This is a genomic window from Acuticoccus sediminis (assembly GCF_003258595.1).
In the GTDB taxonomy this organism is placed as follows: Bacteria; Pseudomonadota; Alphaproteobacteria; order Rhizobiales; family Amorphaceae; genus Acuticoccus; species Acuticoccus sediminis.
The window spans coordinates 20,434-42,084 of record NZ_QHHQ01000010.1; the positions used below are offsets into that span (position 1 = coordinate 20,434).

Here is a 21,651-nt window from a genome sequence, read left to right on the forward strand (position 1 = left end):
AGACCCCGGCGCCTCAGCCCACCGGGGCGAACAGCCGCAGGAAGGCCGACCCGAGGAGCAGCGTGTAGCCGATCGCGAGGCATGTCTGGTCGATCGGGCGCCAGTCCTCGACGTTCTTGCGGTGGCGATCGATCAGCAGGCCCCGGGCGCGACGGCGAAAGTCGGTATCGTCCGCCGCCTCACGGTCGGCGGTCCGCAGCGCCTGCAGACGCCTGCGCCGGAAATTCAGCGACCATACCGGGACCGACAGGACCGCGACGCCGCAGAACGCCGCGAGGTTGAGCCACCAGCCGAACGCGGGCATCACGCCGCGGGTTCGAGCCTCAGCTCCGCCGGGATCTCCTCGGACGAGATCACCAGCGCCATGTGGCCGTCGCAGGCCTCGACGTAGCGCTCGATCGACTGCATCTGCGGGGTCGGGCCGGTCAGCGCCTCGAGCCGCGAGACGACCGACTGGGTCAGACCGGAGGCCTCGGCGACCTCCTTCTGCGTCATCCCGCGCGCGTCCCGGAGGTTGCGGAGCTGGATGGCGATCTCGCGCTTGTGAGCGTTCGCCTTCTGGTGCTCGACGACCTCGGGGCGGGCCGCGCGCAGGCGTTCGCGGAGGGATGGGGTCTTGCCGGTCATGATGCAGCCTCCCACAACGGGTTGATGAGACCGAGCTGCGTCACCGCGATGTCCCTGCCGCGGCTGCAGGCGTACTCCCCGCCCGGCAGCGTGCCGTGCACCGTACGCGGCCGGGTCCGGTCCGTCCGCCTGACGGACACGATCAGCCGGCGCTGGGCGCAGTCGGGCAGCGGGATGGCGTAGAGCTCGTGCCGCCCGGCGATCAGGCCGCACCAGTCCCTGACGCTCGGCTCGCGGTCCTCGAGCATGCCGATCATGGTGTCGAGACCGTCCGCGCACTTCAGCGGAAGGGTCCGGAACTCCTCCAGGATCGCGTCCTCGTACCCCGGCACGGGCAATACCTCGAATTGCGCCATCACAGCTCGTCTGGGTCAGAATATAGCAACTGTGCGATAATCGGCAAGTGAGGCGACCTCGTGGCACACGGTCCCGCACCAGCGCGGACGGGTCCGGACGGCCCCTTGTCCACCCTCCCGCGCCGGCGCGCGTCCGCCTATTCCGCGACCATGCGGCCTATGAGGACGGACGCCTGGCTTTCGCAGCCCATCTCCGCGAACCAGCGCAGGAGCTTGCCGGGCTCGCTCACGTCGCGGTCGTCCGGCAGCCGGCGCACCGTGAACCGCAGCGTCCGCTCGCCGCGGTCGATGTTGACGTAGCCGGCCGACAGCAGCCCCTCCGGCACCGCCAGCGTATGCGCGCCGGCCGGCCAGTCCAGCGCGACGGGCGCCACCAGGGGGTTGCGCGCGGTGACGTGCTCCTCGCGCGTGGCGTCGGCGCGGAAGAGGCGCAGCTCGCCGTCGATGCAGCTCGTCCCCGCCTCCGCGACGTCCACTGCCCAGGCATTGGGCCGCGCCTCGGGCTCGGCGGGTGCGCCGGTCGCGGGCGTCGCCTCGAAGGCGCCGACGGTGCTCGTCGTGCCGCGGTGCCCGACCAGGATCGAGACCATCGACACCTCGTCCGGATCGCCGCCCCCGGCCCCGTCCACCGGCAGCGGACCGTCGTGCGGCCCCTCCAGGGTCAGCATCTCGCCGCGCTGCAGGTAGATGACGAGGTGCTCGCCCTCGTCCAGGTGGATCGAATCGCGGGAGGAGAAGATCGACCCGGTCTTCAGCCCGCTCCGCGCCGCCTCACCCTCCAGGACCGTCGCATCGGTCGCGAAGGCGGCGCCGGTCATGGCGAACAGCCACATCAGTATGGCGACAACACATGCTCTCATCACGACTTCCCCGGGCCAATGGACCGTGACGCTGTGCCTCGCGGACCCAGCGTCCTCTCAACTCCGCGCGATCAGATCGTCCACCGGTCCGGCCACCAGCCGAGCCGCGTGGACCGCGATCAGACGATCGGACGGCCGCTCGCCTGCCAGTGTCTTGAAGAGATCGCGAGCCCTCGCCTCCCCGTTCGCCATCGCCTCGTAGGCGGCGTCGTAGGTCGGGTCGGGCGCGTCGATCGGCTCGTAGCACGTGACCGGCTCGCGGCGTCCTTTTACCTCTATGCGACCCACAGGGCGAAATGCGCCTTCGGCCCGCCGCCGGGTGCGCTCCGAAACGAGGACGTGAGTGCCGACGCCATTGTTCGCCGACTCCAGCCGTGCCGCCACGTTAACACTGTCGCCGATGGCCGTGTAGTCGAAGAACCGGCGGCCGCCGAAGTTGCCGACGACCGCGAACCCGGTATGGACCCCGACCCGGGTAATGCCGAGCGCGATGCCCCTGTCACGCCACATGAGGCGCGATTCCTCGCAGTAGACGGCGAGCCGGCGGGCGCACTCCACCGCGCGCGAGGCCTGGTCGGGCTGGCGGTCCGGCGCGCCGAAGAACGCGACCAGCGCGTCGCCCACCAGCTTGTCGACCGTCCCCTCCGCCTCGAGCACGATGGAGATCATGCCGTCGAGGTAGGAGTTGAGGATCTCCGCCGTCGTCTCCGGCTCCAGCGTCTCGGCGAGCGCGGTGAAGCCCTGCAGGTCGGTGAAGATGTGCGTGACCTCACGCCGCTCGCCGCCGAGCTTGGGGTCCTCCTCCGCCTCCATGAGGCGGGTGACGACGCGCGGCGAGACATACTGGCCGAACATGTGGCGCAGCCGGTTCCGCTCCAGCCGGTCCCCCCGCCAGCGGTGCCCGAGCGTGCCTGCTCCGGCGAAGAGGAAGGAGAGGACCGGGGTCAGCATCGGCGGCGTCTCCACCGTCAGCGCGACGGTCGCCGCGGCGATGAGCCCGTAGAGCGCGATGCAGGCGAGCGCCGTCGCGATCGCCACCAGCGGCGCCAGCGGGCGCAGGCAGAGCCCCGCCACAGCGCCCACCACCGCCGAGAGGATCAGCGCCCAGGTCGGCAGCAGCTGCCGTTCGGTCCCCGCGAGGAGCTGGGAGAGGATGTGCGCGTGGACGACGACACCCGGGATGGTCCCCTTCTCCGCGCCGACCATCGCCGCACGCGGCGTCGCGTGCCGGTCACGCCCTTCGAGGTCGGCGCCGATGAGGACGTACTTGTCGCGGAACCAGGCGGGCGGCAGGCGGCCGACGAGGTGGGCGGCCGGCATGTTGAAACTGCCTTCCGCGTAGACGATCCGGCCGGCCGGCATGTCGTCCCGCTCGCCCGTCGCCCGGGTGAGCGCGAGGGCGAACGGCGGCGGGTCCGCGTCGCCCGGCAGGCGGCGGATGATGCCGTCCGCCCGGTCACGCAGGAGTGTCGCCTTGCCCCGCTGGCCCGGGAACGCGTCGGCGAACCGCACCTCCCGCTCCGTCAGCCCGTCGCTGCCGTCCCCGTAGGCGACGACGACCGGGCTGGACGCGCGCTCGACGGCGGCGCGCAGGGCGTCGTCCGCCGCCGGGGTCGTCGCCCGCTTGAAGAGGATGTCGAGACCGATCGCCGCCGGCCCCGCCGCGTCGAGCGTGGTGACGAGGTCGGCGAGAAACTCGCGGTCGACGGGGGAGATGTAGGGCAGCGTCTCGACCGTCTGCTGGTCGATCTTCACCACCACGATGCGGTCGCTGGCGGGCGGGGCGCGGAAGGCGAGGACGAAGTCGGCGAACGGTGTCTCGACGCGCTGGCCGATGAAGAGGCCGAGCAGCGTCGCCACCAGAGCGATGACGATGCGGGGCAGCGCACGGGCAAAGAGCCCGCGCTCCGTGCGCCGGCCGCGCCCCTCGGGCTCGCTCGCCGCCCCGTGACGCGTCAGCGATTCGTCGATCGCCTCGTCCAAGATCCGCTCGCCGCCCCTCGCGTTGCTCCGACGCCGCCGGGTCGGGCCCGCGGCGCATGTCGATCAGAGACAGAACGGCGGGGGCGAGGCAAGGCTACTGACTTCACGCCTTTGCCATTGTCGCGCGACGACGGGCGCGCAGACATCGTTTCGGTCCGCCCCTCACGCTCCCGGGCCGGGACCCGCGACGGGCTAGAGGCGCAGCTCGCGGCGCAGCTCGGTGCGCAGGACATCGAGGGGAACGAGGCCGGTGTCGGCCTCCACGTGCCAGTAGGTCCAGCCGTTGCAGCTCGACAGGTTGCGCACCGCGGCGCCGACCTTGTGGATCGACCCCTCGTAGTCGCCGGACCGGATCGAGCCGTCGACGCGCACGCGTGCCCGTGGGCCGTTGCGGCCGCCGACGAGCTCGTCCCCCGGCGCGACGCGCCCCGCCTCCACCAGGAGGCCGAACGGAATGCGCTTCGGCTTGCCCTCCGCGCCGACCTGGTCGAGGTCCTCGTGGGGCACGATGCGGGCGATGCGCCGCTGGGCGAGCTCGGCGTAGGCCGGATCCCGCTCGATGCCGACGAAATGGCGTCCGAGGCGGCGCGCCACGGCACCCGTGGTGCCCGTGCCGAAGAACGGGTCGAGCACCACGTCGCCCGGCTTGGACGACGCGAGCAGGATCCGGTTCAGCAGCGCCTCGGGCTTTTGCGTCGGATGCGCCTTCACGCCGTCGTCGCCGCGCAGGCGTTCCTGCCCGGTGCAGATCGGCAGCAGCCAGTCGGAGCGGTGCTGAAGGTCGTCGTTGAACGCCTTCAGGGACTTGTAGTTGAACGTGTAGTCCGTGCGGCTGGCGTCGGCGACGGCCCAGATCAGCGTCTCGTGCGCGTTGGTGAAGCGCCGGCCGCGGAAATTCGGCATCGGGTTGGTCTTCACCCACACGACGTCGTTCAGGATCCAGAACCCTTCGTCCTGCATCGCCGTGCCGACACGGAAGATGTTGTGGTAGCTGCCGATCACCCACAGCGTGCCGTTCGGCTTCAACGCGCGGCGCACGCCGGCGAGCCAGGCCCGGGTGAACTGGTCGTAAGCGGCGAAATCGGCGAACCGGTCCCACTCGGCCGACACGCCGTCGACCTTGGTCTGGTTCGGACGATAGAGCGCGTCCGACAGTTGCAGGTTATAGGGCGGGTCGGCGAACGCCACGTCCACGGACCCGGGCGCAATGCGTCCGAGCGCCGACAGGGCGTCGCCCACTAAAACCTGATCAAGAAGGGGCGGCCGAGACGCGCCCCGCGTCTCGGCCCGATGATCGCTCATTGCGACGCAGTACCCTCACGCAAATCGCATCCATTGATCTAGCCACAATGCGTGAAGGTCTGGTTAAGCGTCTTCGGTTCTTTCAGTTAACCCTAGTTAGGGATTTCGGCGGCGAGTCAGCGGCTTAGAACCCGTCTCGCCAGCCCCTCCGCGGGTTTGCGTCCTCCGGCGGCTCCTTCGGGGGCCGCCCCGGGCGCCACACTCATTAAAAATGAGGCGGCCCTTTCGGACCGCCTCATTCGCAAATCTCGCCATTTCGGAAGTGTCGGACCGGCGCGGCCGAATCAGCGGTGGACCGCCGAACCGGGGGACGCGCCGAACCGGGTCAGGCGGCCTCGTGGGAGATCGCCGGCAGGTCCGCCAGCAGGCCGGACGCCACCGCCATCCGCGAGATGGAGACGCGCCCGCCGCTGACGATGTCGTTGATCGCCCGCTGGGTCCGCGCGACGGTCGCCCCCCGCGCTTCGATCCACGCGTCCACCCGCTCGGCACCGGTTCCGGCCGTCGTGGTGCGCAGCACCTCCATGGCAAGGCTGCGGTGCGCGTCGGCGAGCGTGCGGCGCGCCCGGTCCAGCGCGAGGCCGTCATAGTAGTCGCCGATGTCGATGGAGCGGGCCGTCTCGTCGAGGCTGCGGATCTGGAAGCGGTCGTTCAGCGCGAAGAAGACCGAACCCGCCTCGGGGATCGAGACGCCGCACGCGGCCGCCACCACGACCACGTCGAGCGCGGCGGCGGCGACCGGCAGGCGTGCGAACGGGTAGGCCAGCTCGTGCGGCACGCCGTCCTCGACGAGGAGCGCGGCCTGCTGCTCGAGCTCCTCGGCGTCCTGCTCCGGCAGGATCTCCTTGAACGCGTTGCGCAGCTCGGAGATGCCGTCGCGGAAGCGGTCCACCACCGTCTGCAGCCCCTCGGCGAAGTCCTCGTTGCGCACGAACCAGATGGTCGCGTCGATGAGGAGCGCCCGGACCGCGGCGTACAGCCGGAGCTGCACCGAACCGTCGATCCTGTTGTCGAGCTGGTCGATCAGCGCATACATGTCCGGCAGGCCGAACGAGTCGCGAGCCGCCGCCGAGGCGCGCGCGATCTCCGACACCGGCGCCCCCGTCTGGTCGCCGATCCGCACGATGAAGGTCGGACCGCCACGGTTGATCATCGAGTTGGCGAGGATCGTCGAGATGATCTCGCGCCGCAGCCGGTGAGCCTGGATCTCCTCGGCGAAACGCTCGCGCATCTGCACCGGGAAATACCGCTCCAGCTCCTGCGACAGGTAGGCGTCGTCCGGCACGTCGGACTGCAGGATGTCGTCGAACAGCGTGATCTTCGAGTAGGCGAGGAGCACGCCGATCTCCGGCCGGGTCAGCCCCTCCCCGCCGGCGACGCGCGCGTCGAGGGCGGCGTTGGAGGGAAGGTCCTCGATCTCGCGGTCGAGGCCGCGCGGCTCCAGAACCTCCATCAGGCGGCGCTGAAGGCCGGAGTTCTGCGTGTTCTGCCGCTTGGAGAGCGAGATCGCGAGCGTCTGCAGGTAGTTGTTGCGCAGGACCAGCTCGCCGACCTCCTCGGTCATCTCCGCGAGCAGGACGTTGCGGTCCTCGCGGGTGAGCCTGCCCCTGCGCATCGCGTCGGCGAGCGCGATCTTGATGTTCACCTCGACGTCAGACGTGTTCACGCCCGCCGAGTTGTCGATCGCGTCGGAGTTGATGCGCCCGCCCTTGAGCGCGTAGGCGATGCGGGCCTGATGGCTGACGCCGAGGTTGGCCCCCTCGCCCACCACCTTCACCCGCAGATCGTCCGCCGTGACGCGGATCGCGTCGTTGGCGCGGTCGCCGATCTCGTGGTTCCCCTCGTTCTCGGCGCGCACGTAGGTGCCGATGCCGCCGAACCAGAGGAGATCCGCCGGCGCCTTCAGGATCGCGCTCATGACGTCCTGAGGGGTGAGCGGGCCGCGGCCGATGTCGAGCGCGACGCGCGCCTCGGGCGACAGGTCGATCGACTTCGCGTTGCGCGAGTAGATCCCGCCGCCCTGGGAGAGGGCCGTGCGGTCGTAGTCCTGCCAGGAGGAGCGCGGGAGGTCGAAGAGCCGCTTGCGCTCGTTCCAGGAGGTCTCCGGATCCGGGTTGGGGTCGATGAAGATATCGCGGTGGTCGAACGCGGCGACCAGCTTCGTCGCCTTCGACAGCAGCATCCCGTTGCCGAACACGTCGCCCGACATGTCGCCCACGCCCACCGCGGTGAACGCCTTCACCTGGATGTCGTGGTTCATCTCGCGGAAGTGGCGCTTCACCGCCTCCCACGCGCCGCGGGCGGTGATGCCCATGGCCTTGTGGTCGTAGCCCTGCGAGCCGCCGGAGGCGAACGCGTCGTCGAGCCAGAAGCCGTGCTCCTGGCTGATGGCGTTCGCGGTGTCGGAGAAGGTCGCGGTGCCCTTGTCGGCCGCGACGACCAGATAGGGGTCGTCCGGCTCGTGGCGCACCACCTCCGGCGGCGGGATGATCGCGTCGCCGTCGATGTTGTCGGTGATGTCGAGCAGGGTGTCGACGAAGACCTTGTAGGCCTCGCGCCCCTCCTCGGCGAAGGCGTCGCGCTGCGAGCGGTCCGGCAGGCGCTTGGGGAAGAAGCCGCCCTTGGCGCCGACGGGCACGATGACCGCGTTCTTGACCTGCTGCGCCTTCACGAGACCCAGCACCTCGGTGCGGAAGTCCTGCGGCCGGTCCGACCAGCGGAGCCCGCCGCGCGCCACCGCGCCGAAGCGCAGGTGCACGCCCTCCACCCGTGGCGAGTAGACCCAGATCTCACGGAACGGCGCGGGACGGGGCAGCGCCGTCAGCTTGTGCGGGTCGAGCTTGAAGGCGAACGTGCGCGCCAGCTCGCCGTCGTCCTCGTGCTGGAAGATGTTCGTTCGCAGCGTCGCCGTGATGAAGTTCTCGAAGCGGTGGACGATCGTGTCGTCCGCCAGCGTCTCGATGTCGTTGCACAGCTCCTCGATGCCGCCGATGATGGCGCCCTCGGCCTCATGCCGCGTCGCGTCGTCCTGCGCCGGGTCGAACCGCGCGTAGAAGAGCTGCACGAGGGAGGCGGCGAGGTCCGGGTACTTGCACAGCGTCTGCGCCATCAGGTCCTGGCCGTAGGCGATGCCCACCTGGCGCAGGTACCGCGAGATGGCGCGCAGGATCGCGATGTCCCGCCAGCCGAGGCCCGCGTTGAGGAGCAGCGCGTTGTAGCGGTCGCTTTCCGCCGCCCCTTCCCAGACGGCGATGAAGAGCGCCTGCAGCTTCTCGGCGTAGGCGCCGACGTTGAACTCGGCCCCGCTCGCCACCGCGAGGGTCATGTCGTGGATGTAGATGCCGTCGGTCGACTGCGGCACGCTCACGCGGAACGTGCGCTCGTTGACGACGATGAAGCCCATGTTCTCCAGGATCGGCACGCGGGCCGACAGCAGGATGGGCGCATCCTTGTGGTAGATCTTGAGGGAGCAGCGGTCCGGCCCCTCGGACGCGTCGCGCCGGAAGAAGAGGATCGCCGTCGGGGTCTCGTCGCTGATCCGCTCCAGGATGGTGATGTCGCGCACCGCCCGCTCGGCCGTGTAGGTCGCGCGGTAGGATTCGGTGAAGGACTCCGACCAGGTGGCGATCTTGAAGCGGTCGAGGCCCAGCTTCGGCGCCGCCGCGGCCGCGCGCAGCAGCTCGTCCGTCCAGGTGCGGATCATCGCCGCGATCCGGTCTTCCAGCTCCCGCGTGTCGGGCCGCGGCGTCTCGCGCTCGCGCCGGCCGATGATGAGATGGAGCCGGTTGAGGACGCCTTCCGGCATCGACAGGTAGCGGGCGGAGACGTGACCGTCGTAGGCCTCGGCCATCATCGCCTCGATGCGTTCGCGCACCTGGGTCGAGAAACGGTCGCGCGGCACGTAGATGAGCAGCGACACGAACCGGTCGAACGGGTCGATGCGCGGCAGCACCCGCACCCTCGGCCGCTCCGAGAGCTGCAGGATCGCGAGCAGGTAGCGCGCCAGCAGGTCCTCGTGGATCTGGAACAGCTCGTCGCGCGGGTAGGTCTCGAGGATGTGGCGCAGCGCGTTGCCGGAGTGGCTCTCCGGGTCGAAGCCGAGCCGGCGGAGCGCGTTGTTGGCCTTGCGCCGCAGCATCGGGATCTCGAACACCGACTGCGTGTAGGCGGCCGAGGTGAACAGGCCGACGATCCGCAGCTCGCCGACGAGCGCGCCGTTCTCGTAGCGCTTGACGCCGATATAGTCGAGCTGCGTGACGCGGTGGACGCGGCTCTTCACGTTCGCCTTGGCGATGAACACCGGCTCGGGGCTCTTGAGGAACTCGCGCACCTCCGGCGTCAGGGTGACGAGTTCGGAGCCGCGGCGCAGCACCTTGATCTCGGGGTCACGCAGGATGCCGAGGCCGCCGGCCTCCGTCGCCACCAGCTCGCCGTCGTCTGGCGAGCCGTCCAGCATGTACTGGCGCATGCCGGTCAGGATGAAGTCGTTGCGCTCCACCCGCTCCAGGAAGGCGATCGCCTCCTCCAGCACCTCGGGGTCCACCGGCGGCGGCATGTGGCGGTAGCGCTCGATCGCCTCCCGCAGGAGGGAGCGCATCTTCGGCCAGTCGCTGACGGCGGCGTCCACGTCGTGCAGCACGGCGAGCAGCGACCGGCGCAGCCTCTCGCGGTGCTCCGGATCGTCCAGCGGCTCGACGTGGATGTGCACGAAGCTCTCGTGCGCGAAGCCGTCGCCCGGCCGCGCCTCGCCGTGGAAGCCGATCAGCGTGCCGGCCGCGTTGCGCTCCACCGCGAGGATCGGGTGCACGACGAGGTGCAGCTCCAGGTTCTGCGCGTGAAGCTCGTTCTTGAGTGAGCCGAACAGGAACGGCTTGTCGTCGTTGATCGCCTCGATGATCGAGATCGAGTGGTGCGTGTCCTCCTCGGTCACGGCGATGATGTCGGGCGCCAGCACCCTGACGTTCGCCTGACCGAGCGTGCGGTTCTGCAGAGCGTTCCAGGCCGCCTCCGCGATCCGCATCAGGCCTTCGACGTCGTATTTGGCGAGATCCTCGGCCGCCGCGTGACGGAACAGAAGCTCCGAGAACGTGGCAAACCCGACGTCGCCCCCCTCTTCGCGGACCGTTTCGGCGAGCGCGCTGAGCTTGCCGTCCTTGGTCTCTTCGTCGTTTTCAAGCATGCTCGCTCCTCCCAGTCGGGCACATTGACAGTCGGGCCCCCTCTGTCCAGTCCCCAAAAAAACACATCACGCCAGGGACCCTTTAGCCATGCCAAATGAAGAACCGGTGATATCGCTGGAGTTGCCTCGCCCCGAGCTGTCCCCGGAAACCGAGGCCTACTTCGCCAAATGCCGCGAGAAACTGGGCCTCGTCCCCAATGTGCTGCTGGCCTACGCGTTCGACGAGAAAAAGCTCCGCTGCTTTACCGAGCTCTATAATGATCTGATGCTCGGGGTGTCCGAGCTGACCAAGCTGGAGCGCGAGATGATCGCCGTCGTCGTCTCCTCGGCGAACCGGTGCCACTACTGCCTCGTCGCCCACGGCGCCGCGGTGCGCGAGCTTTCGGGCGACCCCAGGCTCGGCGACACGCTGGTCGCCAACTGGCGCTACGCCGACCTCGACGAGCGGCAGCACGCGATGCTCGCCTACGCCTGGAAGCTCACCGAGAGCCCCTCGGAGATCGGTCCCGCCGACACCAAGACGCTTCATGACGTCGGCTTCACCGATCGGGCGATCTGGGACATCGCCTCCGTCGCGGCCTTCTTCAACATGACCAATCGCGTCGCGGCGGCGACGAAGATGCGGCCGAACGACGAATATTACGGGATGGCGCGTTCCTTCGGCGGAACGGCATAAAGCCCTCTGGTAACCTGCCCCGGCTTGTTGCATGAGCCACAGGCAAATCGGCATTTGGGAGATATCCGGTGGAGATCGAACAACTCATCGACCAGTTCCTGGCCCAGGACCCCAACCTTCTCGTTCCGGTGCTGGCCGGCTGCGTGATCATCCTGGGCGGACTGCTCATCGGGATCTTTCGGGGGATGACGGGCGGCGTCATCGTCGCGCTGCTGTTCGGCGGCGTGATGACGACCTCCCCCATCCTGCTCGGCAAGGTCGAGATCCCGGGCGAGACGGTCACGACCGACACCGTGGACCCCGCGCGCCTCGGCGCCGAGGTGGCGCACGGTGCGGCGCAGCTCGCCGTCGCCAACTCCGAGGCGGTGACCGGCCTCACCCGCGTCGTCAACTCCATGCGCCTCGCGATGGAGGGGCTCGGCCCGGTGCTGGCGCCGACCACGGAGGGGACGGAATCCTCCGGCGACACGGCCGACGTCGTCGCGCGCTTCACGCAGAGCCTCGACGCGGCCGGAACACAGCTTGACCAGGCGTCCGCCTCGCTGGACAAGATCAACAGCCTGCGCTCGGAGCTGGAAAGCGATATGAGCGAGCTGGAGAGCGCGCTGGACGGGGCGCCCGACGGCACTGCGACGAAATAGAGACGGAACGCGACGGACACGCGCGATCCGCGTGAGGGAGAGATGGCATGGAGCCATTCAAGACATTGACGGCGGTCGCCGCACCGCTGCCGATGATCAACGTCGACACCGACATGATCATCCCGAAGGACTACCTGAAGACGATCAAGCGGACCGGTCTCGGCCGCGGCCTCTTCGCCGAGATCTCGCGCGACAAGGACGGCAACCCGGACCCGGAGTTCCCGCTCAACAAGCCGCAGTACAAGGGCGCCGAGATTCTCGTCGCCGGCGACAACTTCGGCTGCGGCTCCTCGCGCGAGCACGCCCCGTGGGCCCTGCTCGACCGCGGGATCCGCTGCGTGATCTCCACCTCGTTCGCGGACATCTTCTATCAGAACTGCTTCAAGAACGGCCTGCTTCCCGTGAAGGTGAAGCCGGACGAGCTCGAGCGCCTGATGGCGCACGCCGAGCGCGGCGCCAACGCGACGCTGACGGTGGACCTGCCGAACCAGACCATCGAGGGGCCGGACGGCGAGCCGATCCGCTTCGACATCGACCAGGGCCTCAAGCACATGCTGGTCGAGGGGCTCGACGAGATCGGCCTCACCATGAAGAAGGCGCCGAGCGTCGCCGCCCACGAGGGCCGCATCGCCGAGGCGCGTCCCTGGATCTGAGCGGACCACGACCGGTCGAGGCGCCGTCACGGCGCCTCCTCCCCTACATACGCTCCTTGATCCCCCGGCGGATGAGCCACCAGTTCACCGGGTAGGACGTCGCGAAGCCGCAGAGCATCGCGAGCTGCATCATGAACCAGAACTCGACGCTGTTCGTGGTAAGCGGCGCCTGAAGGACGCGGGCGAAGATCACGAAGTTCGCGATCGCCATCGCGCCGTACATCCCCACCTGCCACGCCGTCAGCGACAGCGCGTCCGCCTTCAGCGCCAGCACCAGCGCCTCGCGCGGCGACACGTCCCGCATCGGCTTGATGGCATAATACTGGAACGCCACGCCGAAGCCGAAGGCGAGCAGGTAGTCCAGCACCCAGACGGCGAAGATCTTCTCCGAGAAGAGCGTCTGCCAGCCGAACGCCAGCGCGATGCTCGGCACGAAGAAGACCAGCCAATCCGCTATGATGTCGCCGAGCGTGCAGCCGCTGCCGCAGTGGCACGTGCCTTTGGCGACCGCGATCCAGAACGGCGTCTCGGCCTTCCCGCCGCCCGGCCCGTGGCCGGCGTCGTCGTCTGCCGCCCGATGCCCGCCGCCTTCCGCGCTGTTGCGGGCGCCATGATGGCTGCAGGGTGCCTCCCCATGCATCGCATGCCGTGCGCCGGGGTGCTCCGCGGGGGCGGGCTCCGGGGCCCGGCCATGCACCGCGTAGAACCACAGCGCGACCGGTCCGCCGAACAGCGCCGTCAGCGGCCACACGACCGACATGATCGCCATGTGTGGCGGGCGGCGCCGCACGTCGACGGCGACCATGATCGCGCAGACCGCGGCCGCGGCGAGGGAGAGGATGGCGAGGAGGTGGAGCCAGGCGGGGATCATGAAAACAGGAATGGCCTCGTGTGAGGGACACACGAGGCCAACCTTGTGACCCGGCGAGAGTTCCCGCCCGGCGCCGGATTTATCGTCCGAGCAGGGCCTTGGCCTTGGCGGCGACCGCCTTCGGCGTGATGCCGAAGTGCTCGTAGAGCTCCTTGTACGGGCCCGACGCGCCGAAGCCGGTCATGCCGACGAAGCCGCCGTTGCGGCCGACGATCGCGTCCCAGCCCTGCCGGATCGCCGCCTCGCACGCGACCTTCACGGTCGTGCCGCCGATGATGGAGTCGATGTAGTCCTCGTCCTGCTGGAAGAAGAGCTCGAACGACGGGACGCTGACGACGTCCGCCGCGACCCCCTCCGCCGCCAGAAGCTGCGCCGCCTCGACGACGATCTCCACCTCGGAGCCGCTGGCGAACAGGGTCGCCTCAGGCTTCTGCGTGGTGACGATCTTGTAGGCGCCGCGGCGCGACCGGTTCTGCGTCGCCGGACCCGGCGAGTGGACCGGCAGGTTCTGGCGCGTCAGAACGAGGATCGACGGACCCTTGTACTCGGCGGCGATCTCCCAGGCCTCGGCCGTCTCGACCGCATCGGCGGGACGCAGGACGAGGAGGTTCGGGATCGCCCGCAGCGCCGCCAGGTGCTCGACCGGCTGGTGGGTCGGCCCGTCCTCGCCGAGGCCGATGGAATCGTGCGTCATCACGTGGACGACGCGGATGCCCATCAGCGCCCCGAGGCGGATCGCCGGGCGAGAGTAGTCCGAGAAGCACAGGAAGGTGCCGCCGTAGGGCAGGAAGCCGCCGTGCAGGGCGAGGCCGTTCATCGCCGCCGCCATGCCGTGCTCGCGCACGCCCCAGTGGACGTACCGGCCGGAGAAGTCGCCCGGCGCGATCGGCGCGACGTGGTCGGTCTTGGTGTTGTTGGAGCCGGTGAGGTCCGCCGAGCCGCCGACGGTCTCGGCCAGCACCGCGTTCACCGTGTTGAGCGCCCGCTCGGACGCCTTGCGCGTCGCCATCGCCGGCTTCTCGCTGAGGAGCGCCTGCCGCAGCTTGGTCATGGCGGGCGCGAACTCGGACGGCAGATCGCCCCGCAGGCGGCGGTCGAACTCGGCGCGGCGCTCGGCGTCCATCGCCTCGTAGCGGGTGCGCCAGTCACGGTGCGCCTGGGCCGACTTCAGGCCGACGATGCGCCAGGAATCGCGGATGTCCTCCGGCACCTCGAACGGGCCGGCGGTCCAGCCGAGGGCGCTGCGGGTCGCCGCCGCCTCGGCCGTGCCGAGCGGGGAGCCGTGCACGCCCGCGGTGCCGGCCTTGTTCGGCGAGCCGAAGCCGATGACCGTGCGCGCCGCGATCAGCGTCGGCTTGTCGGACTGGGTGGCGCGCGTCAGCGCCGCGTCGATGGCGCCGAAGTCGTGCCCGTCGATCCGCTCGGCACGCCAGCCGGCGGCCTCGAAGCGGCGCACGACGTCACCGGTCTCGGCGATCTTCAGCGGTCCGTCGATGGAGATCTCGTTGTCGTCGTAGATGACGATGAGCTTCTTCAGCCGCATGTGCCCGGCGAGCGAGATCGCCTCGTGCGAGACGCCTTCCATCAGGTCGCCGTCGGAGGCGAGGACGAAGGTGCGGTGGTCCACCACCTGGTCGCCGAACTGCGCGTTGAGGAGCCGCTCGCCGAGCGCCATGCCGACGGCGGTCGCGATCCCCTGCCCCAGCGGACCGGTCGTCGTCTCGATTCCCTTCCCGTGGCCGTATTCCGGGTGGCCGGCGGTGACGGCGCCGAGCTGACGGAAGCACTTCAGCTGGTCGATCGAGAAGTCTTCGTAGCCGAGCAGATGGTAGAGCGAGTAGAGAAGCATCGAACCATGGCCCGCCGACAGCACGAAGCGGTCGCGGTTCGGCCAATCCGGATCGGCCGGATCGATGCGGATGTGTCGCGTGAACAGCATGGTCACGAGGTCGGCAGCGCCCATCGGTAATCCGGGATGTCCGGATTTCGCCGCTTCCACGGCATCGATGGACAGCATCCGCAACGCGTTTGCCATCGGTTTAAGCTTGTCCACATCCACCATCAGCGACACTCGAAAAGCTAGGTTCTTGTTGTTTGGGGCGCCCACATAGCGCACGAGTCGGGGGCGGCGCAAAACCCATTGGGCACAATTCCATGACGAGCGACGAATAAAGGGGGCCGAGCATAGCTGGATTGAGAACCAGTCAGGCCTTGGCGCGTCTCGAAGCGGCTCTGATACGCCTCGAGGCGGCGGCGGCCCTGAAGACCGACGCCGGCGGCATCGTCAGCGCGTTGAAGGACGATTGCGCCCGCCTGGAGCGCGACCGCGCCACGCTGGCCGAGAAGCTGGACGCCGCCGAATCCCGCGCCGAACGGTTGCGTCAGGCCAATCAGGAGGTTGCCGGCCGCCTGGTGAAGGTGATGGAGCGCGTTCGGCGCATGTCCGCCCCGATCAGCCCTGGCGAGGAGGACCAGCACTGAGCCAGGTACGTGTCGAGATCGACGGTCATCTCTACCGGATGTCGTGCGATCCGGGCGAAGAAGCGCGCGTCGAGACGCTCGCCAGGGAACTCGACGGCACGATCCGTGCGCTGAAGGGACGCATCGGCGAGATCGGCGACCGGCGCATCGCCGTGATGGCGGCGCTGACGATCCTCGACCGGCTGAAGACCGCCGAGACGCGCCTCGCCGAGCTGACGGAGGAGAACGTCCGGCTGGAGCGCGCCCGCGAGCGGGCCGCGCTGGCCGCGGAGGCGGAGGACGAACCGCTGATCGCGCGCATCGACGCTGCGACCGCCGCCATCGAGCGCCTCACCGCCGAGATCAACGCCAATGTGCGCAGCTCCCAGTCGGGCGCTGCCCGGACGGATGCGGACGGGGCGAGCTTCAGCCACGTCGTCCGCCGCACGCCCCCTGCCCCCACCCCGGACCCGCCGGAGGAGCCGGACCCGCCCGGCGACACCGCCCCGAGCTTCGCGAAGCGCTCGTAGGTCCGGGTCGCGTGCGGTCGCCCTGCGGGCGACCGGCCCGGTTTGCGGATCACGCGCCGTGTCCAGATCGCGCACGGCCGTGTCAGCGCGCGGCCTCGAGGACCCGCACGCATTCGATGAGCTCGGCGAGGATGGACGAGGGGTCGACGGTGATGGCCGGGTCCGCCGGGGACTTGGGAGCCGTGGGCCGGCCGCGGTGACGCACCAGCGCGTCGGGCGGGATGGCGCGCGCCGGCGGCGCCGCGGCGGCGACCGGAGGGGCCACCGCCTCCACGTGGCGCAGCAGCGCCCAGCCGCGCTTGGCGACCGCCTTGGCGCGGCCGTTGCGCAGGAACCCCATGACTTCGCGGAAGGAGCGGCCCTCGCCGTAGAGGAGCTCGGCGCAGCCGGCGAGCAGCGCCGCGTCTGCGGACCGGTAGTAGCGGCGCCGCCCGTCGACGATCGAATGAACGTCCGGGAGCCGGGCCTCGAGGTAGGTGAGAACGGACGGAGGGACGCCCACCTCGTCGGCGAGCCGCACAGCCTCGATCAGGCCGCGCCCGTCGTCCCCCGACGGGCTGGTCTCGCCATGGTGAGCGTTGTGAGCAGCAGATCCACCAGCCACCGGCGCCTCCCTCCAGGCGCCGCGAGATGCAGCGCTAGTGTCTGTTGCCCGGCTGCTCGTTAATATATCGCTTCAAGACATCGCTCGGCCGGAAGGTCACCACCGAGCGTTGCTCGATCGGCACCTCTTCGCCGGTTTTCGGATTGCGTCCGACACGCTCTTTCTTTTCGCGCACCTCGAACGCGCCGAAAGAGGACATCCGGACGGATTCGCCCCGTTCAAGCGCGGAGACGATCTCCTCGATAATCTGGTCGATAAGTTCCGCTGCTTCGGCGCGGGACACATTCACCTTGCTGCATACGGCATTGGCAAGGTCCGCGCGGGTGATCGTGCGTCCCATAGCTCCCCGATCATTTTTCGGCGCCACGCTTAGGCCGTGGCCCGGGTGGCTGCTCTATTTCTTACAAGCCAGTAAGGTAGATTGCAGTCCATAGCCGGGTCAACGCGTGTGTCTCATATTGGATCATAAACTTTGGTTATGATCCAATAAAAAGACTACCAGCGAACCAGTACCGCGCCCCAAGTGAAACCGCCGCCCATGGCCTCGAGGAGCACGAGATCGCCGCGTTTGATGCGTCCGTCGGCGGCCGCCTCGGCCAGCGCGAGCGGAATGGAGGCTGCGGACGTGTTGCCGTGATGCTGAACAGTCAGGATCACTTTTTCGGGGGCAATGCCTAATTTGCGGGCGCTGGAGTCGATGATCCGCTTGTTGGCCTGGTGCGGGACGAACCAGTCGATCTCCTCGGCGGTCACGTCCGCCTTGGCGAAGACGTCCTCGACGACGTCCACCGTCGCGGAAACGGCGAAGCGGAAGACCTCCTGGCCGCGCATGCGCAGGTGGCCGACGGTCTGGGTCGTCGACGGGCCGCCGTCGACGAAGAGCTTTTCCTTGTGGCTGCCGTCGGAGCGCAGGCATGCCGCGATCACGCCGCGCGCGTTCTCGCCTCCCGACCCGTCCGACGCCTCCAGCACCACCGCGCCGGCACCGTCGCCGAAGAGCACGCAGGTGGTCCGGTCCTCCCAGTCGAGGATGCGCGAGAAGGTCTCGGCGCCGATCACCAGCGCCCGCTTGGCGAGGCCCTGGGCGATCAGCGCGTCCGCCGTCGTCATAGCGTAGACGAAGCCGGAGCAGACCGCCGCGACGTCGAACGCGGCCCCCCGCGTGATGCCGAGGCGATGCTGCACGGCGACCGCTGTGGACGGGAAGGTGTTGTCCGGCGTCGCGGTGGCGAGGACGATGAGGTCGATATCGTCCGGACTGTAGCCGGCGCTGGCGAGCGCGGCGCGGGCGGCCCGCTCGGCGAGGTCGGAGGTGTACTCGCCGTCCGCGGCGAGGCGGCGTTCCTTGATGCCGGTCCGCGAGACGATCCATTCGTCCGACGTGTCGACCATCCTGGCCAGATCGTCGTTGGTGACTACGCGCTCCGGCAACGCCGATCCGACGCCCGCGATGCGGGTCGCCGGCGGTCGCAGCGGTCCGTGCGAGCGTTCCCCTGCCGCTTCGGCGTATCGATCAACCCGCGTTTGCAAGCTCTTTGGTCTCCGTCAGTGCCGCCACATCGAGGGCGATCCGGGCTTGTAGGTCGTTGCGCACCATGTCGTGCGCGAGCTCCACCGCGCTGGCGAACCCGTATTCGTCCGTTCCGCCGTGGCTCTTGATCACGAGGCCGTTGAGGCCGAGGAACACCGCGCCGTTGATCTTGCGTGGGTCCATCTTGTCGCGCAACCGCGCGAAGGCCGGCTTCGCCAGGACATAGCCGATCCGCGCCCGCAACGTGCGGCCGATCGACATGCGAAGGTATTCGGCCAGCTGCCGGGCCGTGCCCTCGGCCGTCTTCAGCGCGATGTTGCCGGAGAAACCCTCCGTCACCACCACGTCGACGATGCCCTTGCCGATGTCGTCGCCCTCGACGAACCCCTCGTAGCGCAGGCCCGGGAAGTTGCCGGTCTTGAGGATCTGCCCGGCGTCGCGGACCTCCTCTAGCCCCTTTACCTCCTCGACGCCGATGTTGAGGAGGCCGACCTTCGGCGTATCGATCCCGAAGACCGCGCGCGACATCGCCGCGCCGAGGAGCGCGTGCGTGACGAGGTTCTTGGTGTCGACGCCGATGTTGGCGCCGACGTCGAGCACCACCGACTCGCCGCGGATCGTCGGCCAGATCGCCGCGAGCGCCGGGCGGTCGACGCCCTCCATCCCGCGCAGGCAGAACTTCGCCATCGCCATCAGCGCGCCGGTGTTGCCGGCCGAGACGGTCGCCGAGGCGGTCCCGCCCTTCACCGACTCCAGCGCCTGCCACATCGACGACACGCGCCGGCCCATGCGCAGCGCCTGGCTGGGCTTGGCGTCCATCGGGATGGAGACCTCGGTGTGGTGGATGTTCGACCGGGCGGCGAGCTCGGGGTGTCTGGCGATCGCCTTCTCGATCTCGGCCTTGTCGCCGAAGATCTCGAACGCGAGGTTGGGGCAGCGCGTCAGCGCGACGGCCAGCCCTGGCACCGCCATGGACGGTCCCTCGTCGCCCCCCATGGCATCGATAGCCAGTCGGATCTCGCCTGTGGTCATGGAATCCTGTTCGCCGCCCTTTGCCGCGCCATCGCCATGCAGCGGCGCGGACCATAGTGGATGTGGTCGTCCGACAAAACGTCTAAGTCGGATTGTTCTTCAAACTCGCCAGAACCGCGAAGGGCGACGGCTCGTCCGCTTCCTCCTCGTCGGCCGGGGCGTCGAACTCGACCCCCGGTGCCCGTGGATACGGGTCGAGGCCGAGGGCGAAGTGCTCCAGCGCGATGGCGCCGACGTCGACCTCGTATCCCTCCAGACGCTCGGGCGGATCGGGCTCGTCCGGATCGACCACCACCTCCTCGCTCTCGGCAACGTCGGGATGGAGGCGAACGTCGAAGTCTTCCTCGACCCTGCCCGGCACCGGGTCAAGGGTCACCACGCACGCCTGCGTGACGTCGCCGCTGACGGTGCCGACGACGCGGACCCCTTCCCCGCGCCACGGCTTCAGCGTGAACTCGGCCTTCAGGCTCCCGATCGAGAGGACCTCGAGCGCCTCGGCGAGTTCGGCCCGCTCCTCGTCCGTGGCCTCGATCGTGATCGTCCTCTGCTCGTCGAGGCGGCGGACGTTGAAGGGGCGATGGAAGCGCGCGGTCATGACGCCACCTCAGCGACCGCGGCCGCGCCGGCGCCGGCCATTCGCGGCGCGAAGGCGTGAGGGTCCGGGAGATTTGGTCGCGCCTCGAGCCTGTCGGGCGCTGCCGCGCAGAGCGCCTCGAAATAGTCCGCGAGCGCGAACGCCGCCGGCGAATCGGGCCGTCCCGGCTCGTCCAGAACGTTCCGCGCCATGGCGGCGGCGAGGTCGGCCCGGTCGCCACGCGCGCTCAGGTAGGCTTCGTAGCGGCCGTAGAATGCAGCGCCCATCTTCTTCATCTTCTTCGGGACCGACAGATCGCTCACGCCGATGGTGCGCAGATTCTGGTCCATGTCGCTCAGGAAATGGTCGAACAGGGCCTGTCCGTCCACCCCCATGGCCTCCCCGTCCTTTAAGGCGTTGATAAAGGGGGTGATGTGGAGGACCACCATTTCGAAGCGTCCGTCCAATGTGTCCGCGACGCCATAATTTGTGTAAAAGACCGGCGATCGCGCCTGCGCAACGACGGCTTCGTAGAGCTGACGCACCGCGGGATCGGGCTTGTTGCGGAAGAAGAAGCGAAACATGGCACAGAACCCCTTACGCGCCTCAGATAAGTTGGGTGCGCGGCGTTTCGAGGTGAAGTCGCTCGTCGCCGTCGCTGCGGTATGTCTCACGCTCTCGGCATGTGCCACGAGCGAGGAGTTCACCCGCGGCCAGAAAATCACGCCGGACCAGCTCGAGCAGGTCCCGATCGGATCGTCGAAGGAGCAGGCTCTTCTCGCCCTCGGCACCCCGACCAGCACCGGTTTGGCGGGCGGTGAGGCCTTGTACTACATCTCGCAGACCAAGGGGCGAAACTTCGCGTTCCAAAAAACCGCCGTGCGGGACCGGCGCATCCTCGTCGTCTACCTCGACGACGACGGGAAGGTGCGACAGATCGCCGAATACGGCCTCAAGGACGGCAAGGTGTTCGACTACCTGTCCCGCAAGACGCGGACCTCGGGCAAGGACCTCGCCTTCCTGTCGCAGGTGCTCGCCGGCATGGCCAACCCGGAACTCTGACACGCTCACCGCCACTCGTCTGACCCGTCCGCGCGCCGCCTGAGGCGGTGCCGGCCGGGTCGTTCGCCGTCCGCACCGTTTCGCCGCGCCTCTGCGCGGCGGAGCGGTCGCGACATCCTGTCGCCTGTCTGCCGCGTCGGCGCGCCATCGTCAAACGTCGCGGATCGCGGGCGGATTTGCGCTGCCGCCGAGGCGGCCGCAATGAGCTATCGGGCGGAAAGTTCCCAAATTTTTGTCGGGAACGACCGCGGATGACCTCTCGTTAATCCGGCCATAGGCGACGCGGCGCAGATGCCGCCGACCCCGACAGCAACGTGTGGAGAGAGTCATGACCAAGACTGTTATGGCGGCCCTGCTGGCCGCGACGATGGGTGCTGGCATTGCTGCGACGCCGGCGGCTGCTCAGGTGACCGTGCAGTTCGGTGACACCGACAACTACAGCGTCCACGACCGCAACGCGGACCGCCGCGAGCATCGCCTCGACCACCGCGAGGACAAGGTGGAGGCGGAGGGCGACCGCCGCGCCGACTACGCCGCCTCGAAGGGCAACTACAAGCGGGCCGCGAAGATCGAGGAACGCTACGACCGCAAGCTCGACAAGATCGACGACCAGCAGGCCCGGGTGCGTGACTACGACCGCCGTCACGACGACGACGGTGTCACCATCCAGCTGAACTGATTCCGCGCTCCTCGGGAGCGTCTGGACGGAC

General features: G+C 69.0%; 22 protein-coding genes. 7 read left to right on the plus strand and 15 right to left on the minus strand.

Going from position 1 to position 21,651, the window contains the following annotated elements:
- Positions 1-13: 13 nt before the first annotated feature.
- From DLJ53_RS30265 to DLJ53_RS30295, 7 genes are all read right to left on the minus strand, one after another.
- A complete protein-coding gene (locus tag DLJ53_RS30265; RefSeq protein WP_146620141.1) occupies positions 14-307 on the minus strand; it encodes a hypothetical protein in 294 nt (97 codons plus the stop codon).
- Positions 304-627 carry a helix-turn-helix domain-containing protein gene (locus DLJ53_RS30270; RefSeq protein WP_111352063.1) on the minus strand — a complete coding sequence of 108 codons (324 nt, stop codon included), beginning with the start codon at positions 625-627 and terminating at the stop codon, positions 304-306. The genes DLJ53_RS30265 and DLJ53_RS30270 overlap by 4 nt, the downstream gene beginning before the upstream one ends.
- Complete coding sequence (locus DLJ53_RS30275) at positions 624-983, minus strand: hypothetical protein (RefSeq protein ID WP_111352064.1); 360 nt, start codon at positions 981-983, stop codon at positions 624-626. The genes DLJ53_RS30270 and DLJ53_RS30275 overlap by 4 nt, the downstream gene beginning before the upstream one ends.
- A gap of 137 nt (positions 984-1,120) precedes the next feature.
- A complete protein-coding gene (locus DLJ53_RS30280; protein ID WP_146620142.1) occupies positions 1,121-1,843 on the minus strand; it encodes a hypothetical protein in 723 nt (240 codons plus the stop codon).
- A 57-nt stretch (positions 1,844-1,900) separates the two neighbouring features.
- Positions 1,901-3,826, minus strand: a complete 1,926-nt coding sequence (locus tag DLJ53_RS30285; RefSeq protein WP_111352066.1) for an adenylate/guanylate cyclase domain-containing protein — start codon at positions 3,824-3,826, stop codon at positions 1,901-1,903.
- Between the two features lie 192 nt (positions 3,827-4,018).
- Entirely contained in the window at positions 4,019-5,128 is a 1,110-nt protein-coding gene (locus tag DLJ53_RS30290; RefSeq protein ID WP_111352067.1) for a site-specific DNA-methyltransferase, read from the minus strand.
- Between the two features lie 325 nt (positions 5,129-5,453).
- Positions 5,454-10,307: an NAD-glutamate dehydrogenase gene (locus DLJ53_RS30295; RefSeq protein WP_111352068.1), complete on the minus strand. Its 4,854-nt coding sequence runs from the start codon at positions 10,305-10,307 to the stop codon at positions 5,454-5,456.
- 88 nt (positions 10,308-10,395) lie between these two features.
- On the opposite strand from DLJ53_RS30295, the gene DLJ53_RS30300 reads away from it, so the two are divergent.
- The 3 genes from DLJ53_RS30300 (at position 10,396) to leuD (ending at position 12,277) form a co-directional block, all read left to right on the plus strand.
- A complete protein-coding gene (locus DLJ53_RS30300) occupies positions 10,396-10,983 on the plus strand; it encodes a peroxidase-related enzyme (RefSeq protein ID WP_111352069.1) in 588 nt (195 codons plus the stop codon).
- A gap of 68 nt (positions 10,984-11,051) precedes the next feature.
- Complete coding sequence (locus DLJ53_RS30305; RefSeq protein WP_111352070.1) at positions 11,052-11,624, plus strand: hypothetical protein; 573 nt, start codon at positions 11,052-11,054, stop codon at positions 11,622-11,624.
- 47 nt (positions 11,625-11,671) lie between these two features.
- Positions 11,672-12,277: a 3-isopropylmalate dehydratase small subunit gene (leuD, locus tag DLJ53_RS30310; RefSeq protein ID WP_111352071.1), complete on the plus strand. Its 606-nt coding sequence runs from the start codon at positions 11,672-11,674 to the stop codon at positions 12,275-12,277.
- A 43-nt stretch (positions 12,278-12,320) separates the two neighbouring features.
- On the opposite strand, the gene DLJ53_RS30315 is transcribed toward leuD, so the two are convergent.
- Both DLJ53_RS30315 and tkt read right to left on the minus strand, forming a co-directional pair.
- Positions 12,321-13,148 (minus strand): DUF4396 domain-containing protein, encoded by an 828-nt coding sequence (locus DLJ53_RS30315; protein ID WP_111352072.1) that lies wholly within the window; start codon positions 13,146-13,148, stop codon positions 12,321-12,323.
- Between the two features lie 79 nt (positions 13,149-13,227).
- Positions 13,228-15,210 (minus strand): transketolase, encoded by a 1,983-nt coding sequence (tkt, locus tag DLJ53_RS30320; RefSeq protein WP_111352073.1) that lies wholly within the window; start codon positions 15,208-15,210, stop codon positions 13,228-13,230.
- 149 nt (positions 15,211-15,359) lie between these two features.
- Between tkt and DLJ53_RS30325 the strand changes: the two genes are divergently transcribed.
- Both DLJ53_RS30325 and DLJ53_RS30330 read left to right on the plus strand, forming a co-directional pair.
- Positions 15,360-15,629 (plus strand): DUF4164 family protein, encoded by a 270-nt coding sequence (locus DLJ53_RS30325; RefSeq protein ID WP_162409707.1) that lies wholly within the window; start codon positions 15,360-15,362, stop codon positions 15,627-15,629.
- Positions 15,630-15,646: 17 nt separating this feature from the next.
- Positions 15,647-16,138, plus strand: a complete 492-nt coding sequence (locus tag DLJ53_RS30330) for a cell division protein ZapA (protein ID WP_226583028.1) — start codon at positions 15,647-15,649, stop codon at positions 16,136-16,138.
- An 82-nt stretch (positions 16,139-16,220) separates the two neighbouring features.
- Here DLJ53_RS30330 and DLJ53_RS30335 read toward each other — a convergent pair whose 3' ends face one another.
- From DLJ53_RS30335 to DLJ53_RS30360, 6 genes are all read right to left on the minus strand, one after another.
- Positions 16,221-16,742 carry a MerR family transcriptional regulator gene (locus DLJ53_RS30335; protein ID WP_162409709.1) on the minus strand — a complete coding sequence of 174 codons (522 nt, stop codon included), beginning with the start codon at positions 16,740-16,742 and terminating at the stop codon, positions 16,221-16,223.
- A 34-nt stretch (positions 16,743-16,776) separates the two neighbouring features.
- A complete protein-coding gene (locus DLJ53_RS30340; protein WP_111352077.1) occupies positions 16,777-17,082 on the minus strand; it encodes an integration host factor subunit alpha in 306 nt (101 codons plus the stop codon).
- Positions 17,083-17,237: 155 nt separating this feature from the next.
- Positions 17,238-18,194 carry a beta-ketoacyl-ACP synthase III gene (locus tag DLJ53_RS30345; RefSeq protein WP_111352197.1) on the minus strand — a complete coding sequence of 319 codons (957 nt, stop codon included), beginning with the start codon at positions 18,192-18,194 and terminating at the stop codon, positions 17,238-17,240.
- Positions 18,195-18,255: 61 nt separating this feature from the next.
- Entirely contained in the window at positions 18,256-19,305 is a 1,050-nt protein-coding gene (gene plsX / locus DLJ53_RS30350) for a phosphate acyltransferase PlsX (protein WP_111352078.1), read from the minus strand.
- Between the two features lie 82 nt (positions 19,306-19,387).
- On the minus strand, positions 19,388-19,900 hold the full coding sequence (locus tag DLJ53_RS30355) for a YceD family protein (RefSeq protein ID WP_111352079.1): 513 nt from the start codon (positions 19,898-19,900) through the stop codon (positions 19,388-19,390).
- On the minus strand, positions 19,897-20,463 hold the full coding sequence (locus tag DLJ53_RS30360) for a ubiquinol-cytochrome C chaperone family protein (RefSeq protein WP_111352080.1): 567 nt from the start codon (positions 20,461-20,463) through the stop codon (positions 19,897-19,899). Before DLJ53_RS30360 ends, DLJ53_RS30355 begins: the two co-directional genes overlap by 4 nt.
- Between DLJ53_RS30360 and DLJ53_RS30365 the strand changes: the two genes are divergently transcribed.
- Both DLJ53_RS30365 and DLJ53_RS30370 read left to right on the plus strand, forming a co-directional pair.
- Positions 20,462-20,941 carry an outer membrane protein assembly factor BamE gene (locus DLJ53_RS30365; RefSeq protein WP_111352081.1) on the plus strand — a complete coding sequence of 160 codons (480 nt, stop codon included), beginning with the start codon at positions 20,462-20,464 and terminating at the stop codon, positions 20,939-20,941. The two genes, DLJ53_RS30360 and DLJ53_RS30365, sit on opposite strands and share 2 nt — an antisense overlap.
- Before the next feature lie 328 nt (positions 20,942-21,269).
- The gene (locus tag DLJ53_RS30370; protein ID WP_146620143.1) at positions 21,270-21,620 is read left to right on the plus strand and encodes a hypothetical protein; all 351 of its coding nucleotides are present in this window, start codon (positions 21,270-21,272) and stop codon (positions 21,618-21,620) included.
- The last annotated feature ends 31 nt before the right edge of the window (positions 21,621-21,651 follow it).

What these genes read in the sequence shown, in the direction of transcription:
- tkt (WP_111352073.1), bottom strand. Translation starts at nt 15,210, where the DNA reads ATGGTGGATGTGGACAAGCTTAAACCGATGGCAAACGCGTTGCGGATG.
- DLJ53_RS30315 (WP_111352072.1), bottom strand. Translation starts at nt 13,148, where the DNA reads ATGATCCCCGCCTGGCTCCACCTCCTCGCCATCCTCTCCCTCGCCGCG.
- plsX (WP_111352078.1), bottom strand. Translation starts at nt 19,305, where the DNA reads ATGACCACAGGCGAGATCCGACTGGCTATCGATGCCATGGGGGGCGAC.
- DLJ53_RS30355 (WP_111352079.1), bottom strand. Translation starts at nt 19,900, where the DNA reads ATGACCGCGCGCTTCCATCGCCCCTTCAACGTCCGCCGCCTCGACGAG.
- DLJ53_RS30365 (WP_111352081.1), top strand. Translation starts at nt 20,462, where the DNA reads ATGGCACAGAACCCCTTACGCGCCTCAGATAAGTTGGGTGCGCGGCGT.
- DLJ53_RS30300 (WP_111352069.1), top strand. Translation starts at nt 10,396, where the DNA reads ATGCCAAATGAAGAACCGGTGATATCGCTGGAGTTGCCTCGCCCCGAG.
- DLJ53_RS30370 (WP_146620143.1), top strand. Translation starts at nt 21,270, where the DNA reads ATGACCAAGACTGTTATGGCGGCCCTGCTGGCCGCGACGATGGGTGCT.
- DLJ53_RS30295 (WP_111352068.1), bottom strand. Translation starts at nt 10,307, where the DNA reads ATGCTTGAAAACGACGAAGAGACCAAGGACGGCAAGCTCAGCGCGCTC.
- DLJ53_RS30270 (WP_111352063.1), bottom strand. Translation starts at nt 627, where the DNA reads ATGACCGGCAAGACCCCATCCCTCCGCGAACGCCTGCGCGCGGCCCGC.
- DLJ53_RS30275 (WP_111352064.1), bottom strand. Translation starts at nt 983, where the DNA reads ATGGCGCAATTCGAGGTATTGCCCGTGCCGGGGTACGAGGACGCGATC.
- DLJ53_RS30360 (WP_111352080.1), bottom strand. Translation starts at nt 20,463, where the DNA reads ATGTTTCGCTTCTTCTTCCGCAACAAGCCCGATCCCGCGGTGCGTCAG.
- leuD (WP_111352071.1), top strand. Translation starts at nt 11,672, where the DNA reads ATGGAGCCATTCAAGACATTGACGGCGGTCGCCGCACCGCTGCCGATG.
- DLJ53_RS30280 (WP_146620142.1), bottom strand. Translation starts at nt 1,843, where the DNA reads ATGAGAGCATGTGTTGTCGCCATACTGATGTGGCTGTTCGCCATGACC.
- DLJ53_RS30290 (WP_111352067.1), bottom strand. Translation starts at nt 5,128, where the DNA reads ATGAGCGATCATCGGGCCGAGACGCGGGGCGCGTCTCGGCCGCCCCTT.
- DLJ53_RS30340 (WP_111352077.1), bottom strand. Translation starts at nt 17,082, where the DNA reads ATGGGACGCACGATCACCCGCGCGGACCTTGCCAATGCCGTATGCAGC.